Genomic DNA, 18,086 nt, shown 5'->3' on the forward strand with positions numbered 1-18,086 from the left:
AGATAAAATAGGATGAGTAAAATTATAAGTACAATTTTAATCGCGGTCACAGTAATTTTGAATGTGAAGCACTTTTGGGATGGATTGCATTTGGATAAATCCCCTGAAGCATTAAAAATGTTGGAAGAATTAAACATCAGCAGAAGTTATATGCCATTTATGGGAATAGCAACTATTCTGGTGTCTGTATTGGTGCTGTTTCCCAAAACATTTTTTATGGGCAACCTTCTAAATGCACTAACCATAGTAATAATCATGGCATTCGCTTTAAGGGCCGATAATTATAAGATTGCTTTGATTGAGATACCATTTCTACTGATTCCCTTAGTGCTGATATGGTTAAAGCATCCTCTTAATAACTAATAAAATATACATCAGTATGGAAAAGAATCAAATCATCAGAATAAAATCGATTACAGAAGGTCATCGATTAGGGAACCTGCCCAAGCCTAAGCATCCGTTAATTAGTATTGTTGAGAGTGGTACTATTGAAGGTCAGGCAGATATTAGCATCATAATGGATTTCTATATGATTTCCCTTAAAACAGATTGTAATAATTTACAATATGGTCAACAAACCTATGACTTTGACGAAGGGAAGATGGCTTTTATTGCTCCAAATCAAGTTTTAACTGGACGTACCCATGCAGAAGACCATAACCCAAAAGGTTGGATCATGTTCATACATCCGGATTTCTTATGGAACACGCCATTGGCTAAAAAGATCAAGCAATATGAATTTTTTGGCTACGCTACAAACGAAGCACTGTTTGTTTCCGATAAGGAGAAAAATATCATAAACGAAATTGTAAAAAATATCGAAAACGAATTCGACTCCAACATTGATAAATTCAGTCAGGATATAATTATTTCGCATCTCGAAACATTGTTGAATTATGCCGAACGTTTCTACCAACGGCAATTCATCACGCGTAAAATCACGAACAACAAATTATTGAACCGTTTGGAAGAGGTGCTGTCAGACTACTTTAACGACGATGATTTGCTTTCCAAAGGTTTGCCAACGGTTCAATATATAGCTGATCATCTAAACATATCCCCGAAATACCTAGGAAGCATGCTTAAACAATTTACGGGCTTGTCAACTCAGCATCACATCCATGAAAAATTAATTGCCAAGGCTAAGGAAAAACTTTCTACAACAGAACTTTCGGTGAGTGAAATTGCCTATGGTTTAGGCTTTGAACATCCTCAGTCATTTAGTAAATTGTTTAAGTCCAAGACCAATCAAAGCCCACTGGAGTTTAGGCAGGCATTCAATTAAATAAAGATTTTTTTTGTTTTTTTTGTTTTGAAGTGGATGCTGGGTTTCCCCAGTGATACCCAGCATTTTTCTTTATAAACGGCTTCCCTACTTTCATTTCGATTCAATACCCTTCAGCCAATCATCAGATCAAGGCAGAGGAATACTATTGCATTGACTTTACGGCACCCCGATATCCTCCAACTGCAAAGAAAACACATGAATTACTTCATACAAGACACAAAAAAACCATGAAAATTTCAAAACAAATAAACAGTTACAGGAGATCGATAATGCGAAGCCTGACCAAAAACATAGGTGCTTCCCATCTTCATTTGAACCCTCGGCCTGAGGCTGAAATCAGACGGATTTTAATTTCAAGGCCCAATCACCGATTAGGCAATCTGCTATTGCTGACGGCGTTGGTACAAGAAGTTAGCATCACGTTTCCCAACAGCAAGATCGACCTTCTGGTAAAAGGTGGCATCGCTCCAGCAATCTTTAGGGAGTATGGAAACATTGACAGGATCATGCAACTCCCAAAGAAGCCGTTTAGCCATTTGGTACAGTATGTAAAAGTATGGCTCTCGATCCGATCGAGGCAATATGACCTCGCAATTAATGCTATTGAAAACTCCTCATCGGGACGATTGTCCGTTTTATTTTCAAGCGCAAGCTGCAAATTTTTTGGAGCATTCGATGAAAACCTGAACTTGGAAAGACCAGATTATCAGCACCATGCCAAATATCCGATCTACAATATAAGGGAGTTTATGGCAACATCGGGAATTAATCGCAAGGAGCAGCCCATTCCTTTTTTGGATTTAAAATTGACGCAGGAAGAAAGGGCAAGCGGTGCTAAAATGCTCCAGGGCATCACCGGAAAGGGCAGAAAAACAATTTGCCTGTTTACAAATGCTACCGGAGCGAAGTGCTATTCCGAAATATGGTGGCTGGAGTTTTATGAAAACCTTAAAGCTGAATTTCCAGATTGTGCTATCATCGAACTATTGCCTATCGAAAACACTTCCAGATTGCGTTTTAAAATCCCTACGTTCTACAGCACCGATATTCGTGAAATGGGGTCTTTTATCGCTAACACTTCCCTGTTTATTGCAGCAGATAGTGGCGTTATGCATCTTTCAAGTGCAGTTGGAACTCCAACGGTTGGACTGTTTTCCATAACCAATCAAAACAGATATCAGCCCTATAATACAGCTAGTATCGCCATAGATACAAATACTATAGGGCAGCACGGAATGATCCAATTGATACGAGAGCAATTCGGCAGATCACTTTCGACACGGTAACCATCCAAGGACTCCTTAATCAAGAAAAAATGAAACAGCAAAATAGTGTATTTGCGGATGAAGATACGGATTTGAAGTCCCATATCATGGAAGTATTCGAAAATTTTGACAACGAAGGGACCATGATTGGTGAGGACAAAAGGAATACGATCAAGTGGGTGAAGAGCGACGGAAGGCTCCTCAATTTTAAATCGTTTAAAAAGCCAAACAGCTTCAATAGGCTTGTATATCAGTATTTCCGGAAATCAAAAGCCAGGCGTTCCTTTGAATATGCACAGCTTTTGCTTGGGAATAATTTTCATACTCCTGCCCCAATCGCCTATATGGAAACCTATGGTATCTTGGGACTCTCCAAGAGTTTCTACGTCAGTGAGCATTTGGAAGATAGTTGGACCTTGAGGGAGATCCTGAACCGTTCAACAGCCGAAGAAAAGGCAAAGGTCCTTGGGGCCTATACGGTCCTGATGTATCAATTGCACGAAAGGGGCATTGAATTTATTGACAATACGGCTGGAAATTTCTTACTCCGTCCCGAAAACAATGCTTATAGATTCTACCTGGTCGACCTGAACAGGATGAATTTTCATTGCGTTATGGGCCAATCCAGAAGGCTGCGAAATTTGTCACGCTTGTCAAATGATCCTCAAATCATTGAGACTGTAGGTATCCATTATGCCCGATTGGCAGGATGGGCAGAAGAGTATTGTTATAAAAAAATGAAAGTGTATGCAAAGAGAAGGAACTTTGGACGGGACAGCAAAAGGATACTGAAATCAATAGCGAAAGGCAAGGCAATCCGTTAAGGCTGCAAAAAGGTACACAGGTGGGCAAATCAGAAATTTCACGAACTCCCTGCCATTTGGTCGTGGACTAGGAATTTGAATCTGAAGAGGGGCGTTAACGATTGGATGTTATTCTTAACTTTAACTGGAAGCTGAATTGGTATATTCAGTTTAATTAGCTATAAATAGACTGGGAATCTATGTTTTGCACAAATCTATAAAGTCGTTCTTTTAAGAATAAGGGAGTTTTTTAGACGGTGTTTGAAGGTTAGTATAAGCTCTCTTTTAGAACAGCTTATACTAACAGTCAGACCCTATGCGCTTTATGATGGGAAGTTGGTTCGGTCAGAATAGACGGTATTGCTTTGATTATATCTTGGTTCATTCGGAAATGTGACAGGTAGCGACATAAAGCCCATAACCATTTGCCCAGACCAATTTATAAGCTGGCCATTTGAATCTACAAATAGGTATTCTTCAACCAATTGCCAAAGGACATAGACCGTAGTTATCCCTTCTGCTACGCTAATGTTATAGGTATCGGTGATTGTGGTCTGATCTGATATTGTTACCGAATGGCCGACTGTAGCGGATATTTTTGCGGAAAGTACACCATAGGCAACACCAAATTCTGCACTCAAGGTCTCTGAGTTGGTAGTTGACATTCCATTTGTGTAAGATATCGCTTTTGTATAGACTTGCTCTCCAACTATGACTGCCGTACCAACTTGCTTCCAATAGGTCTTGAACTGAAGGTGAACATCGGTAGGAAATGCGGGTTGAATGTTTGGAGTGTTACTGGGTATAAAAGCTTGGCCATTGAAGTTTACCTTCAGGTCACTGACTGGATTGGAAGATACGATCAGTTTTTCTGATTCAGTTGGCGGTAAATCATTGGGACCCGTTGGTTTTGGTATCGGTGGGGTGGGAATGTTTGACTCTTCCGTAGTTGGGGGGTAGAGCGCTTAAGGGACCTTTCTGCAGCCAATTCTCAATGGGTTCTTCTGTTATGATAAGTTTGTTATCGAATTCCTCATATCCATTGTCCTTGAGCATTTGAGACAAATGGTCGGAATAGAATGTTTCTATTGAGCTCGTTAAGGTAAGGGTTTTTGACGCTCCGGAACGTACATTGTACAGATTTACTTTTTTCATGTTTTTTACATTTAATAATTATTTGATTTTAGACAAACGGTACTGTTGCTCCACTACTGGGTTATTGGTTTCATGTTTTCAGCAATTCCTCCAAGCCCCTTTTATATTTTTGATACTTTTTTCCATTCGGCAACCAGCTCACTTGTGAAATTTTCAGTTTCATTTTCGCTTTTTTAAAGGGTGTAAAAAATGGTATAGGCCTATTTTGGTAGATTAGCCACCATAAAAAATTACACTCCACTCTTAAACTAAAGCTATTGCCTTTATAGCCACCATGCAAACAAACGCACCTTTTTAGTGTAATGCCGTTTTTCGCAACCTCTGCAATAGCTTAAAAAACCAAAGTAAGTCTTTTTCATTAGATGGTAAACACGTATAAATACCTGTTTTTCAGATAACAGTGCAAACTAAAAACGACAGTGGTTCAAATACAGGGTAGGTAGGTTGTACTGCTTCGCACTTTCCCTAATTCGCAACAACTTTTTTACAACCTAGCCAATTTACTCCCGAGACTTCGTGGCCACCCCACCCCACAATAGGGAAAACCCTATTTTTTAAAACACCCACCCTCCTACTTACTATATTTAAAAAAGTAAGCTCTTCTATTTTCCTAATAATCAATTTGCATAAAAAAAACTCGCTTATCCCGAAAATCCGGAACTAAACGAGGTATTTTATTATGATGCTACTCCCGAAACTTCGGGATAGCTTTCTGAAAGGTTTGTGCACGTACCAAACGCCGCGGAACAGTTACACCTCTTAGTAGCGGGCTTTATTTCCAAAATTTCCACCACTCGGTTTTATTTCCATTTTGATTAAACTGACTTAAGGATTTATCTTCTGAATCAGTCTTATCATAGGCGTCCGCTTCTGTTAAATGTCCATCTTGGTCGCTAATTCTCGTTAGTTTTTTGCCTTGTCTAAAAACAAGTTGGAGACCATGTTCTTGTTCTCAATCACATTCACATGAAATTTGGACATAAATATCTCGATCTTTATAGGGTCGCCTTGTTACATAAATTTCTGTGGGGTGAATGAAGTTCCAAATTTCATTTCTATTTTCTATTTGTCTTAGTGGTTCATCAGCTTTGTCAAAATCAACTGCGGCCAAAAACTCCATACAGTTTTTATATGCCAGTTCTGAAATTCCATTTCGGTCTTCTATGTTTAGTTTCAAAAAGCTTGTCAAAGCTTTGTCAGCTTCGTCTATAAATGTTTTGTCTTCATCTGGATCAAAGTCCATGAAGGTTATGGTCAGCTTTTCGTTTCCAAAAAATGGGATATCAAATTCAACACTTTTCCACCAATCAGGAAAATCTTCTTCCTGTTTAAGCTTTCCAAGTACTGCTGAAGTTATTTCGTTATTCATTTTTCTGAAGTTTTTGTTTTTCAAGCTTGCCACTAATCACCACTCGGCTTTGTCGTCGTTCACAAAGGAGTCTCTCACTCCTTTTCCGAATGCGTCAAAGCCGAAAGTTGGGGAATATCGTGCGAGAGCAACGATGGTTTCCCGACTGTTTGCGAAGCCGAGCGGTCATTGGGAAAAATTGCCCTTCGAGTAAATTTTTCCCAATGTTTTGCCTTTAGTTTGCAGATGTGGCAGATCAAGAAAGTATAAACTTTTGCTTAAACATTGACTTTGCAGGTACAAAATCAACTTTAAAGTAAGCCCAAAACCCGCCATTTTTGCAAACTGTTGTTGGCAGATCGTCATTCTTTTACTATTTTAGTATACATTATTCCTTTTTCTGTATATATTTTAAGGATATAATTTCCAGTTTTTAAGTTACTTAGATCAATTTTATTTTCAGAAACAGAATGTAAACTTAATATTCTACCTGCAATATCATATATTTCAATTTTTAATACATTTCGTTCTGTTTTGAAATTTAAAAGATCTTTAACTGGATTTGGATAAACTACAAAATCATTAATGAAATCATTCTCTTGTAATCCTAAAGTATTTTGAATTGTTGTAGTGTAATTGTTTGTAACTATTGGATAGTTATAATCAAAATAGATACTAGCAGAATTACTAAATGTATTTCCAACTGCTAAATTTGGTTTTGTTTTTATTTTGAAGGCGACATGGCCATCATTAGTAGCATCATCAAATGGAAGGTTAATGTTTTCGAAAATAAATTCAACATTATTCGTATTTGATATTCTTGTTTCAAAATTGTGACTGCCATCAATAGGTATTAAGGTAGTAATATCAAACTTTGAGGTGTCAATAATATCTTTTACTACAATATTTTCGGCATTATAATTACCTGTATTTTCAAATCGAATGATATAATGAACATATTGGCCAATTATATTAGAAGTAACGGTATTGCCTTCGATACAAGTTTTATCGTTCGGGTCAAATGAACCAACAACATTTTGGTCTAAATTAGAAGTATTGTCTTGTTGAAATTCATCGTCAATCAATGGTGTTATTGTTGCAATAAAATCTAATTGATCTCCATTATTTACAGGTGGTGTTTCAGTTGGACTATTTACATTAAATACTAGGTCAATTTCTCTACTTTCTAATGGAAATAAATCAGCATAATTCCAAGATAAATTTCCTGAAGAATTGTTTAAAAAAGTTGGATTTGCAGCAATAAGATCAATAAGATTATCATTATAGGTTACATTTATTACTCCATTTTCTACTTGGTTTCCTTTATTTTTAAATAGTATTTTATAAGTTGAATCAAAACCAGGTCTGGCTGCAGTTATAGGAAGCAAAGTAATCTCAACATCGCTATGTATTCCATTAGGAATAATACAGAAATTTTGTGTAAAAGGACTTGTATTGGAAGGAAAACTAACCATAGCATTTGCAGGAGAGGCAGCATAATAGGTTGGGTTTTCTAGAACGGGAGTTATTGTATAGTCTCCTGGATTCAAGGTAATGGCGTAATCACCTGTTTGGCTGTAAATTAGGCTACCTGTAGTTACTCCATTTGTAATCGTAAATTTTAAATTAGAAATGACACTGTCATTCATATCGCAACCATTGTTATTTGCATCCAATTTATTTTGTCCTTGAACTTTATAATAAGTACCGCCAGGAGAAAATGAACAATAGGAGCTGACAGAACAATTTGGACTTCCAGTACTAACATTAATATGGTTCTGAATTGTTGTTAATTGTGCATCATCAACACATACATACTGTAAATTAGGTAGATTAATAAAATTCAAACCTGATTCGATCTTACCATTCTTCATAAATATTGTTTCTAAAGAGGGATTGTATCCACACATTAATAAATCTAGATAGGGGAGATTAGATACGTCGATAGTTGTAATATTGGTAGACATGCATTGAAGACTTTCTATAGTATTTATTCCAGTAAAATCAAGTGCTGAAATGGGATTATAGCTTACAGTTAAATACAAAAGATTGGTGAGTGAGCTCAAATCTAAACTTACAATATTGTTTGCTGCACAGTATAAAACTGTTAAATCAGGCTTGTTGCTCAAATCTAAAGTACTTATTTGATTGGTATCACACGCCAGAAATTGAAGTTGATTTAGGCCACTGATATTTAATGATGTGAGCTGATTAGTCGCACACCCAACAGCAAGTAGATCAACAAAAGTAGTAAGGTCTAAATTGGTTAGTAAATTATCATAACAATAGAACTTTTTTAAGTTGGTAAAATGACTTAAACCCGTTATATCAGAAATCTTAACACTTTGAATCGAATTAGTATTGCTAATATCTAATTCAAATACCAGTTCCGCTTCACTGTATTCTATTTCATTATTGTTGTTGGTATCAATATTAAAGTAAGTTCCATCAACATCTCTAGCAATATAATTTGTAGAATTTGATTGCAAGAGTTTCGTTTTAAAATTAACATCTGGAATGTCTATAATTTGAGCATCACATAATGTTGTAAAAGCTATTAAAATAAAGAGGATTTTTGTTTTCATTTAAATTAGAATTAATTTCGTCATTTCTGTTTATAAATAGTGTCTGCAAACGTTGCTCATGTAGGAGCTTTTGCGTGTCTTGTCACGAACCTTTAAAAGTATATAATTCCGGTGTAAAATCTGCGAGGATTTTTCAAAGATCCGCTACTCTGTAGCGCATATACACACAAATCTGGTTACATACCCGCTATAACGCTACTTAGCTTCTACAATAATACACAAAAAACAAACACCCTATTACGGTTTCGTCATGACCAATAACTTTTTTTATAACGCAACCATTTCCATCCCAACCCACAATAGGGAAAACCCTATTTTTCAAAATAACTTCCTTCTCTGTATTCAAAAAAAATGAGCTGTTCTATTTTCCCAATCATCACTTTGCATAAAAAAACTCGTTTACATCCCGAAATTCGGAAATAAACGAGGTCTTTTTATTATTACGATAATCCCGAAGCTTCGGCATAGTTTCTTAACGAAGTCGTGTCCGACGCTACGCAACGGTTAGCGCTTGCAGTGGCTGCCTTTTATTCTTCATATTTAGTGCGAATCCATTTTCCACCCACAATTTCTCTTTCAGCTTCTTCGCCATAGTCAAGGTCAAAAACTTCATTTAATGATTTATCTTTTGTGACAATTTGTTCCAATGCAACAATTCTAATATCGTCAGCCATTTGATCTCCAGTTAAAAATTGCCAATCTCCTTCGGTATCATGAACTACCCTTAAAATGGGTTTACCTTCTTCAAGCCATTGCCTGGAAGTAAAGGCTGTCAGGTTTTTAGGTTCATTAAATTTAAAAGCAGCATTCCTGTCAAGCAAGGGCTGTACGTATGCAAATTCTTCTTCAAAGTTTTCTTCCCAGGGGAATTTATCATTTCGATCAGTCCAGACAATTTGCAGTGCGTCAAATTTTTCATCCTTAAGAACCTGTTGCGCAACTCCAAAATAATCTCCAATATTTTCATCGTCAACTTTTAAAAACATTGCTTTAGAATCCTCAAAAATGTCAAAGTAATTCTGGTCGCTTTTGATTTGTTCGCCTAGTTTGATAATTGCTGCAACATCATTAATTATTGCGTGGCTTAAATCATTTCGAAGTCCGAAGCAAATTATTTCTGGATGTTTGTACGTTTTCCATAATCCGATACTGTAGGTAAATGATGTTGAATAGTTTGTCGGGTTTACCATAACAACGTGGTGTCCAAATTTGTCAATGTCAGATTTGGCTTTATGTATTATTTCTTGTTTGCTGGCACAATTGTGCTCCACTTTGTCAGCCATCTTATGGGTTGTGGGTTTTACGGTTGCCACTAATTTAAATATATATGCTAAAAATAATCGCTTAGCATCTGCAATAATAAACAAAAAAACACCCCAATTACGGTTTGCCACATTCCCAATAACTTTTTTTACCACTCCCAATTTCCGTCCCAAACTTCAAGCCGAAAGGAGCTGAATTTTTCGGTTCTTAAAATAATGGCAAAAAAGGCGGTTTTGCAAGTCTCCCCCGCAACGGAACAGCTACAGCTCTTAGCCGTTCGTTGTTTTTATTTTATATACGAAATCTTCTATCTGTTCTAAATTTAAACTATTGCTTATGGTATGTAAATTTCCAATATATTCCATTCCTAAATATTTAGCAGTTTCTTTGAAAGGAAACCAAAACTCTTCTCCTAAATTACCTCCATTTGAACTTGTTATAACTGTCATTTTTTTGTTTCTCAATTGCCGCCCAAGTTCTTTTTGGTTATCTAATAAATCGGTAAACCTGTCAAGAAAAACTTTCATGATCCCACTCATAGAATACCAATATACGGGTGTGGCAAAAACAAAAGTGTCATATTTGTTAATCAACGTTTGCATTAAGTTCAAATAGTCATCATTCGCATTTTTATATTCGTAGTCATAATACGAAATACTATAATCATTTAAGTCTATTTTGTCAAAATCTGAAATTCCCAGAATTGTGTCTGTAAGTTTTTTTGTTTCACCATCACTTCTTGAACTTCCAAGTATTATTATAACTTTACCTTTCATTTTTCTTTTACGTTGTGTTGGTTTACAATTACTCATAATGTCAGTCTGTGAAAACCTCCTCATTTTGTTCTACTAAATATACTAAAATAGTTGTCCCAAAAATAGAATGTCTGATTTTTAAATATACGGCCCATCAATCAAATCACTTCAAAAAATGACCTCTTTCACTTTATAAGCCTCGCTTAGAATCACGAAGCTTCGGGATCGTTTTTTGAAAGGTATGAACTTGTCCGACACAGCGCAACGGTTAAGGCTGTTTGAAAAGTATTAATTTTCACCGACAGAAATATACTCTTGAATAAAACTGCCGATAAAGCGATCTAGATCATCCTGTTCCCAACCCTCTTCAATAAGTTCCGCTTTTTTTTCAGCGTATTCATTGGTAGTTTTATAGGCAGCAAACTTCTTAGCTTTCAGTTCCGCAAACTCTTCTCCCGAAAGATTTCGCTCTTTGTTAATCGCCCCGTTTTTAATGTTCAAAAGAATATAGTTCTCAAAAGTTGAGCCGTAATCCAAATGAACGTAGTTGATCAATTTCCCATGAGGCAAAATCAATAGACCGCTAAACCAATCGGTAAATCTTTCTGTTGTGTCTGGAAATGTCTCTTCCAAGACATTTTTCCAACTGTAACCATTTTTTTTGTCTTTGTCTCGGATTTCGATTTCCAATTTTTTGATTAACAATTTACCATCCAGCACTTCAAATGTTGCAACATAACCTCTCCAGCAAGCCGATGACATAACTCCACCTTTGGGACGCTTCTCAGGATGCTTTTTAAAATATTTTTCTAATGGATTTGTTTGCAGGCTGTATTCGGTACCTTGATAGACAATTTTATCCGGATATTGAGCGGTTGCAAATACTTTCGACTGAAAAAAAGTAACAGTTAAGATCAGGAGAATTTTTAGTTTCATTTGACGACAGTTTTTACTTGGATTTTGCGATAGAATGCGTGGTTGGGGAATACATATCCGCGATTTTCGGTTAAACACAAATTTTCCAAATACAAAACCATCTTTAAATTCAGCCTAAAACCCCAATCACGCCAGAGGGCTATTGGCAGAAGTACTTTTATTTGATATTTTTTTCTTTGAGCAATTTAGTTAGTGCCTCGCCACCCCAATTTTCATTCAATTTTTTATTGTTTTTACGTGTTACAATTATCCTATCATTTATAGCTTTATCTTCAAATTCTATAAGCGTTTTTGCTATTTCAAGATATACGTGAGCATTCCACTCTTTCCCAAATCTTTTGAATAAGGATTCGACAAAACTCTTATCTTTATTTTTCCTTATGACTGAAGTATAAATAGGAAATTCATGTACGTTAGCATCTAAAATCTTAGATTCAATAATTTGATGTGCAAGTTTTTTATCATTGAGTATGATTAGATTCAGCATACTTTCTTCCAAATTATCTGTAAAAATACTTTCATTAAAAATGGGTAAGATATTTGTGCCCATTTTTTGACCACCAAGTTTTTTTACGGTCATAGTATAACCCCGGTTAATATCGTTTTGAAGGTAAAACCGATAACCTGTAAGAGTAATTTCTTGATCTTGTCCCCAAAGTTCCCATAAAAGTTCTGCATATAACGGATCTGGGGTTTCCAGAATTGCATCATAGATGAAATCGAGGTGATATTTTTTTATATGATCATGGGTGACGTGTGTAAATGGAATTTTTAATAGCTCCAAAGCTTTTTGATTTTTATAAACTGCTATTGCAGAATATAGTTTTCGCCATTCTTGGCTGTAATGTCTTTCATCTAAGGTTTCCTGCAATCTAGCTTCTAAAAAAGGAATAAATTCTTTTCTAGGAAAATTTTGAATAGCTCCATAAGTAAAGAAATACCCGCTTTCCTTATCTTCATCATCTTCACGATTCGCTAAAATTAGAGGAATATCTTCTTCACGCTTATAGGTTGACAATTTTAATAATGCGCTTTGATTATGATTGGTAACATATAACTTTCGCAAAATAGGATAAAGTTGTGGAGTTGGTTCTGCTAATTCTATTGCTGTATGTCTCGCATTAAGTTCATTTTCCTGATAAATTAATAGACTGTCCAAAGTTTTCCTCTCTAAATCATTAAGTTTTTTTACATCTAAATCTACATATTCAGGTGTGACTAACGAAATGTAAAAATCACCAACCTTTTCACTTGAAATGATGCATCCTGATTGATATTCAATTATTTCATTGTCGTTTAAATGATTTTTGACGATTTCAAATAAATCTACATTTGACTTAAAACCTAAAGTCCAAAAAGCATAACATCTAACGACTCCATTAGGATGATTTGTTAATGATATAAGTTCGTCAGTTGATGCATTTTTTAATTCCTCAAAGTTTTCATATTGAGTAGATTTGCTTCCAGCATAACCAATGTATTCGCCAGTTAGTCTATTTTGTTGAGATATTTTTTCTACAACCGTTTTTATTTTGGATGAGATTTTTGCTTTATCATATTTATTTTGACCATGAGATAGGGCTACAATGAAAAAAGATATGATGAAGACGATATGTTTCATAGTATTTAGGTTAACATTTTGCCGCTTGACGACCTTGCGAACTTCGGAACTGATTATTTTCCTTTAAAGATATAATTTCTTGCGAAATGTAAACTTGAATTTACTACAAAATTCGCAATCTTGCCAAACGCCTGTTACAGGCAGTGTTTTTATTTAGATTCAAGCAATCCTTTTATTTCGTTCCCGCCAATTGTTCCCCCATTTATTAAAACGGTAAAAATCCCAGCTAATACTAATAGTGAGGGAATAATTGTGACTACAAAAAAATAGAGAAGGGCTTTATTAAACTTTCTGTTTTTATGTTTCTCAGCTAATTTTTGAATGTAATTATTTTTAATATAATATCTATAAACAATTCTCATGATAGTAAATAAAAAGGCAAGATAAAATACGATATATTTCAGCTTAGAATAATCAGATTGTTTTCCGGTTATGTTTTTCTCAATATAACTTGACGCTGGCAATAGTATGAATAGAGAGAGGAGTAAATAGAAAATTGTTATATAAGTTGTAATTCTAGTTGTAGCCGTTGTTGGGTCATTTTTTTCATATTCATGGTAAAGTTTGGCGAAAATAAAGTGCATTTTATTCTATTTTTAAGTTTGTATGTATTGTCTATAACGTTTTGCTGGTAGGCGACGCTTCGGACTAGAGCCCAGCTACAGACCGAAGGTAAATAAAACCCGGCAACTCTCCCCACCAAAAACAAAGTTATAGAAATTACTGTAACATTCTAGCACAAAACAGCACCCGAGGCGAAGCCGAACGGAGCGAAGCTAATGGTGTTTACAAGCTGCTAGCGGTAGTAGCAATTTATCTAATATTCTCCAAGATTAGCTTAACCCAAGCATTTTCTTTATCTGAAATTATTATTGTCTTAAATCCATACTTTTTACCTTCCATTTCAACACCTTTTGAATCGTCAACATGAACATCGATTCCAAATTTGGAAGGTAATTTTGAAACCTCTTTGCTTTTCAAACCGAGCTCTTTTATATGCTTTTTCTGGTTGATAATAGTTGCAACTGAAATTCCATAGGTGAAAAACATGAAACGAATTTTAAGTTCGCTTCGATAAGAAGTTGTATAAATATAGATTTTATGATTTTGTGATTGCAACTCTTTGAAAAGATTGACTGTTCCAAAACGGATTCTTTCTACTCCAAATACTTTGTTCCAAAGAGTTTGCTTTTCCAGCGGAAATTTACTTTTTGATAGTAAGGTGTCATCGAGATCAAAGGAAATTATCATATCTTTTTTAGATTTTTCGATCTATTACCGCTAACGTTTCACTCGTAGTCACCGTTCCAGACTCGAGCGGAGCGACTGACCGAAGGCAAATAAAACCCGGACACGAAAGTAGTGAACTGGCGAAGCAAACTGTAGGCTACCGAAAACGAAGATATGAAAATTAATGTTGCTTTTACAACTAAAATAGTAATGGCGACGTTTTCTTATTCAATAATAGCAATTGTCCTGTATTTAGTATGTAAGGGTTTAAGTTCTTTTTTTCTCGTTGAGATCAGATATCCTGTGGCGAAAAGAGCATCGGTTTCAGTGGATAGGTCAGTTCTTTCCAGCTTTAAAGTATCATGATCAATCTTATAGCTTCCAACATAAGTACAGCTAAAATCAGCTGAATTGTAGGTTGCTTCAAAAGTCCCATCTTTATATAGGGTTAGATAGCCACTTTTTGGACTGTTATCTAATGATACTGATCCCATCAAAGTTGGAGTAGTCCAAAATCTAGAGTAATCTAATTCTAGTAATGCATAAAGGAAAACTGCGAAAGTTAAAAATAGGATCACAGGGATAAGATCAAATTTATTTTTGTTCTTGACTTTGTCGTAAACATTTATAGAGCAAATAATTAGGAATAGCAGTAAGAACATTCCACCAAAAAAGATCAGGTGTAAGGCATTTAATAATCCTCTGCAATAATCTCCAAAAGGGATAAGGTTGTAAATCATCATGATCCCAACCGTTATTAAAAGTAAATACTGGAATACCTTCTTCTTCTTCATGCTTGTAAAGGGAATGCGGTTTCGCCACGTCGCAAGATTACGAACTTCGGAACCGATTATTTTCAGTTAAAGATAAAAATTCTTGCGAAACCCAAACATGAATTTACATCAAATTCGCAATCTAGCCAAAAGCCTGTTAGGTGTTGTTTATTCGAAGGTTATACTTTCAAATTCCAATGGAGTAGTATCACATTTCAATTTAAAATGAACTTTAATATTGGATAGATCAGAATACTCAAAATGAATTTGTTTGCCTTTTCTCCTAATATAGACATCAGAAATTTTTACATAGAACTGGCCATTTTCGATTCTCAAATCTGATAAATGAAGTGCTGCAATATAATCGCCTCTCTGCTTTAAAACCAGTAACGACGCTTCACTTTTCGTAAAATTTTTGATACTAAATCCCATTATTTCACTGGGTATGAGTGGTAAGATAGTTGAATTGTCGACGAGATAAATTTCTTTTATGTCAGCATACTCAATCCTTTCGATGTAATGTTTTAAGACTTCGGTATAGACATATTCGTTGCTCAGATTCAGATTATTGGATTGTGCATCTGATAAGTTCGAATAAAGTAGGACTGATAATAAAAGTAGGTTCCTCATTTCATTTAAATAACACATAACTTTTGGATGGTAGGCAACATTGCGGACTCGAGCGGAGCGACTGACCGAAGGTAAACAAAACCCGGCAACCCTCCGCCACCAAAAACAAAGTTATGGAAAAAACTGTTTTCTTTTTACACCAAAACAGCACCCGGGGCGAAGCCGAACGGAGCGAAGCTAATGGCGTTTACCAGCTGTTAGCGGAGGTGCAAATTACTCACTTAAAATAAAAATTAACGTATTTCCATTTTTCGTTACAAACAATGAATCACTGTTTCTATTTTTATGAAGTACAAACGGAGCATTAATGTCTGAAATTCTTGGAATATGTTTAGACCCTTTTGGGAGCCAAATCGCATTATCATCAATCTGAATTTTACTACTATCAGAATCTGCAATAGATGCTAATCCCACGAAAGCAGAATCATTCAATATATAACTACCTCTTTCATTATATGCTTTTCTACAACCAAATTGTTTACTTCAGAGATGCTATTTATCTCAACTAAGTTGGATGAAAATTCTATATTTCGATTAGCAAAAACGACAAAGATAACCACTGCAATTATTACTGATAGAGTATAAAGAAAATATTTTAAATTCATAATCTTGATGATTTTTTTAGGTCGTCTTCATGCATCTCCTCTAACTTATATATCCGCTACTAGGTAGCGCATATACACCCAAATCAAGTTGCATACCCGCTATAACTATTGTTAGCTTCTACAATAATACACAAAAAACAAAGACCCAATTTACGCTTTCCCTCATTCCACACCCCAGCCACTTTCCTCCCGAAACTTCGGGGCCACGACACCCCACAATAGGGAAAACCCTATTTTTTAAAACCACCACCCTCCTACTTGCTAATATTCAAAAAAAATGAGCCCTTCTATTTTCCCAGTAATCACTTTGCATAAAAAAACCTCGCTTATCCCTAAACTCCGGAACTAGCGAGGTTGCTTTTTTATGATAATTTAGTTTTTGAAGGGTTGTGCACGTGTCCGATGCAGTGGAACGGCTACCGCTCTGAGCGGCAGTTTTTATTATACTTTCATTCTATATTTTCTTCTTCTTTCCATTGTGTAACAACCTGAAATATTTTCCGTCTTCAATTAGCAAACCTTCTGATTTTTGATTGGGAATACTTTTAGAGTAATCTTTTGGATGCTTTACGTCAATGCCTATTACTTTTCCATTATATTGTGTATTGACTTCTGATTGAAGTGTATGTCCAACTACAATTGATTTGGCATTGAATTTATTTAATCCTTGCTCTATCTCCTTCTGGGCCAAATCATCTTTAAAGTAACCTCTATACCAAGCTATTCCTTTGTAAGAAGAAATTATTAATTGCTCCAAGTTTCTTTGTGGATTCGGGTAGTAAGGTTTGTAATAATTGTTACGAATAATTTGATTGATTTCGTCTAAATTCGTCTCATGTTTTGCCAAATCGGGATGTATTCCGCCGTGTGCAAAGAGCGTTCCGTTAATTTTTTCAATTGAATTTTTACTCGACATCCATTTTCCTAAGAAGGAATGTGCACCATATAAGTCGGTTTGCTGTTTTTTTAAAATAGATGAAACGTGATAATATTTGGGCGAAGTGTTTTCAAAATTTCCCTGCATATTTTTCAATTCGTGGTTTCCCAAAATGTAATGGACCGTTCCGCCTTTTTGCTTTGCATCTTGCTCCAATTTATAGATAAGCCAAAGCACCTGTGTGGTCGAAAAATCTCTATCTACAAAATCTCCAAGCAATACCAGATGTCCGTTTCCAAATGTCCAGTTTAGTTTTTTGTCAATCACTTTATTGGCAATCAAAAAATCACGAAAGGCTTTAAAACCACTTTCAATATCAGAAATGGCTATAATTTTGGCAGTGTCGTTATAGGTGCTTTTAGGAGCTTCTATTTTATTGGTAATGGTAAATTCAAAACGGGTACTGTCTAATGGGAAATAACAATTTGCAGGAACTTGAGAATGCGAAGCATATTCTTTTTGGTCGAGATAAAACCCTTTATCTTGATTTCCCCTGATGTAGTTAACAGTAAAAACGCTATCATTTTTATTGAAAACGTAAGGACCATCTTTGTCCCAATTCATCATTTCAGGATTTTCTGCATAGCGAAAACTGGCCCCGTGATACAATCCAAATGATAGTGCAAAACTGGCAAGAATTACAAAGGTTATAATGATATGCTTTACATATCGGAACACTCTTTTTTTCATAATAGTTACTTTTGATTTCAGCAAACTTATCAATGTTGATTTTCTTCCCAAAACTATTGGGACAAACGTCATGCTCTGTTGTTTAAAAAGTGTTTAGAGTTATTTGAAGTCCTCTTGTCACTCATTTCAATCAGTTCAAAACACTTTGACGGTTGTTTGTCAACCTCATTGCAGAAGGGGATTTATAATTGTAATATTGCAG

15 protein-coding genes and 1 pseudogene are annotated in these 18,086 nt (G+C 35.4%); 4 read left to right on the plus strand and 12 right to left on the minus strand.

Features of this window, described 5'->3' with window-relative positions; genetic code table 11:
* The first annotated feature begins 12 nt into the window (after positions 1-12).
* The 4 genes from G508_RS0118015 to G508_RS19310 all read left to right on the plus strand — a co-directional run bounded on the left by G508_RS0118015 (position 13) and on the right by G508_RS19310 (position 3,377).
* The gene (locus G508_RS0118015) at positions 13-363 is read left to right on the plus strand and encodes a hypothetical protein (protein ID WP_026706609.1); all 351 of its coding nucleotides are present in this window, start codon (positions 13-15) and stop codon (positions 361-363) included.
* A gap of 16 nt (positions 364-379) precedes the next feature.
* Positions 380-1,285, plus strand: a complete 906-nt coding sequence (locus G508_RS0118020; protein ID WP_026706610.1) for a helix-turn-helix domain-containing protein — start codon at positions 380-382, stop codon at positions 1,283-1,285.
* A gap of 230 nt (positions 1,286-1,515) precedes the next feature.
* A complete protein-coding gene (locus tag G508_RS0118030; protein WP_026706611.1) occupies positions 1,516-2,574 on the plus strand; it encodes a glycosyltransferase family 9 protein in 1,059 nt (352 codons plus the stop codon).
* A 29-nt stretch (positions 2,575-2,603) separates the two neighbouring features.
* On the plus strand, positions 2,604-3,377 hold the full coding sequence (locus G508_RS19310) for a lipopolysaccharide kinase InaA family protein (RefSeq protein WP_035695174.1): 774 nt from the start codon (positions 2,604-2,606) through the stop codon (positions 3,375-3,377).
* Positions 3,378-3,679: 302 nt separating this feature from the next.
* Here the strand turns inward: G508_RS19310 and G508_RS0118040 are convergent, their stop codons facing one another.
* The 12 genes and pseudogenes from G508_RS0118040 to G508_RS0118120 form a co-directional block, all read right to left on the minus strand.
* Positions 3,680-4,021, minus strand: coding sequence for a hypothetical protein (locus G508_RS0118040; protein WP_026706612.1), 342 nt, complete (start codon positions 4,019-4,021; stop codon positions 3,680-3,682).
* 1,262 nt (positions 4,022-5,283) lie between these two features.
* A pseudogene (locus tag G508_RS19315) lies at positions 5,284-5,880 on the minus strand (DUF6985 domain-containing protein).
* 341 nt (positions 5,881-6,221) lie between these two features.
* The gene (locus G508_RS0118070) at positions 6,222-8,444 is read right to left on the minus strand and encodes a DUF7619 domain-containing protein (protein WP_026706613.1); all 2,223 of its coding nucleotides are present in this window, start codon (positions 8,442-8,444) and stop codon (positions 6,222-6,224) included.
* Between the two features lie 527 nt (positions 8,445-8,971).
* Entirely contained in the window at positions 8,972-9,811 is an 840-nt protein-coding gene (locus tag G508_RS0118075) for a DUF4262 domain-containing protein (protein WP_245569894.1), read from the minus strand.
* Between the two features lie 165 nt (positions 9,812-9,976).
* The gene (locus G508_RS0118080; RefSeq protein WP_245569895.1) at positions 9,977-10,519 is read right to left on the minus strand and encodes a flavodoxin family protein; all 543 of its coding nucleotides are present in this window, start codon (positions 10,517-10,519) and stop codon (positions 9,977-9,979) included.
* Between the two features lie 231 nt (positions 10,520-10,750).
* On the minus strand, positions 10,751-11,398 hold the full coding sequence (locus tag G508_RS19320; RefSeq protein ID WP_051197755.1) for a hypothetical protein: 648 nt from the start codon (positions 11,396-11,398) through the stop codon (positions 10,751-10,753).
* Between the two features lie 157 nt (positions 11,399-11,555).
* Positions 11,556-13,019: a hypothetical protein gene (locus G508_RS0118090; RefSeq protein ID WP_026706616.1), complete on the minus strand. Its 1,464-nt coding sequence runs from the start codon at positions 13,017-13,019 to the stop codon at positions 11,556-11,558.
* Positions 13,020-13,168: 149 nt separating this feature from the next.
* The gene (locus G508_RS0118095) at positions 13,169-13,603 is read right to left on the minus strand and encodes a hypothetical protein (RefSeq protein WP_026706617.1); all 435 of its coding nucleotides are present in this window, start codon (positions 13,601-13,603) and stop codon (positions 13,169-13,171) included.
* Between the two features lie 229 nt (positions 13,604-13,832).
* Entirely contained in the window at positions 13,833-14,270 is a 438-nt protein-coding gene (locus G508_RS0118100) for a hypothetical protein (protein ID WP_026706618.1), read from the minus strand.
* 203 nt (positions 14,271-14,473) lie between these two features.
* Positions 14,474-15,043, minus strand: a complete 570-nt coding sequence (locus G508_RS0118105; RefSeq protein WP_026706619.1) for a hypothetical protein — start codon at positions 15,041-15,043, stop codon at positions 14,474-14,476.
* 147 nt (positions 15,044-15,190) lie between these two features.
* Positions 15,191-15,652 (minus strand): hypothetical protein, encoded by a 462-nt coding sequence (locus G508_RS0118110; protein WP_026706620.1) that lies wholly within the window; start codon positions 15,650-15,652, stop codon positions 15,191-15,193.
* A 1,059-nt stretch (positions 15,653-16,711) separates the two neighbouring features.
* Entirely contained in the window at positions 16,712-17,884 is a 1,173-nt protein-coding gene (locus G508_RS0118120; protein WP_026706622.1) for a metallophosphoesterase, read from the minus strand.
* Between the last annotated feature and the right edge of the window lie 202 nt (positions 17,885-18,086).

It is taken from the genome of Flavobacterium soli DSM 19725 (genome assembly GCF_000422705.1).
Classification (GTDB): domain Bacteria; phylum Bacteroidota; class Bacteroidia; order Flavobacteriales; family Flavobacteriaceae; genus Flavobacterium; species Flavobacterium soli.

Bases quoted from the DNA above. Each gene is read 5' to 3' on its own strand.
- G508_RS0118015 (WP_026706609.1), top strand. From the start codon at position 13: ATGAGTAAAATTATAAGTACAATTTTAATCGCGGTCACAGTAATTTTG.
- G508_RS0118020 (WP_026706610.1), top strand. From the start codon at position 380: ATGGAAAAGAATCAAATCATCAGAATAAAATCGATTACAGAAGGTCAT.
- G508_RS0118030 (WP_026706611.1), top strand. From the start codon at position 1,516: ATGAAAATTTCAAAACAAATAAACAGTTACAGGAGATCGATAATGCGA.
- G508_RS19310 (WP_035695174.1), top strand. From the start codon at position 2,604: ATGAAACAGCAAAATAGTGTATTTGCGGATGAAGATACGGATTTGAAG.
- G508_RS0118040 (WP_026706612.1), bottom strand. From the start codon at position 4,021: ATGTCAACTACCAACTCAGAGACCTTGAGTGCAGAATTTGGTGTTGCC.
- G508_RS0118070 (WP_026706613.1), bottom strand. From the start codon at position 8,444: ATGAAAACAAAAATCCTCTTTATTTTAATAGCTTTTACAACATTATGT.
- G508_RS0118080 (WP_245569895.1), bottom strand. From the start codon at position 10,519: ATGAGTAATTGTAAACCAACACAACGTAAAAGAAAAATGAAAGGTAAA.
- G508_RS19320 (WP_051197755.1), bottom strand. From the start codon at position 11,398: ATGAAACTAAAAATTCTCCTGATCTTAACTGTTACTTTTTTTCAGTCG.
- G508_RS0118090 (WP_026706616.1), bottom strand. From the start codon at position 13,019: ATGAAACATATCGTCTTCATCATATCTTTTTTCATTGTAGCCCTATCT.
- G508_RS0118095 (WP_026706617.1), bottom strand. From the start codon at position 13,603: ATGCACTTTATTTTCGCCAAACTTTACCATGAATATGAAAAAAATGAC.
- G508_RS0118100 (WP_026706618.1), bottom strand. From the start codon at position 14,270: ATGATAATTTCCTTTGATCTCGATGACACCTTACTATCAAAAAGTAAA.
- G508_RS0118105 (WP_026706619.1), bottom strand. From the start codon at position 15,043: ATGAAGAAGAAGAAGGTATTCCAGTATTTACTTTTAATAACGGTTGGG.
- G508_RS0118110 (WP_026706620.1), bottom strand. From the start codon at position 15,652: ATGAGGAACCTACTTTTATTATCAGTCCTACTTTATTCGAACTTATCA.
- G508_RS0118120 (WP_026706622.1), bottom strand. From the start codon at position 17,884: ATGAAAAAAAGAGTGTTCCGATATGTAAAGCATATCATTATAACCTTT.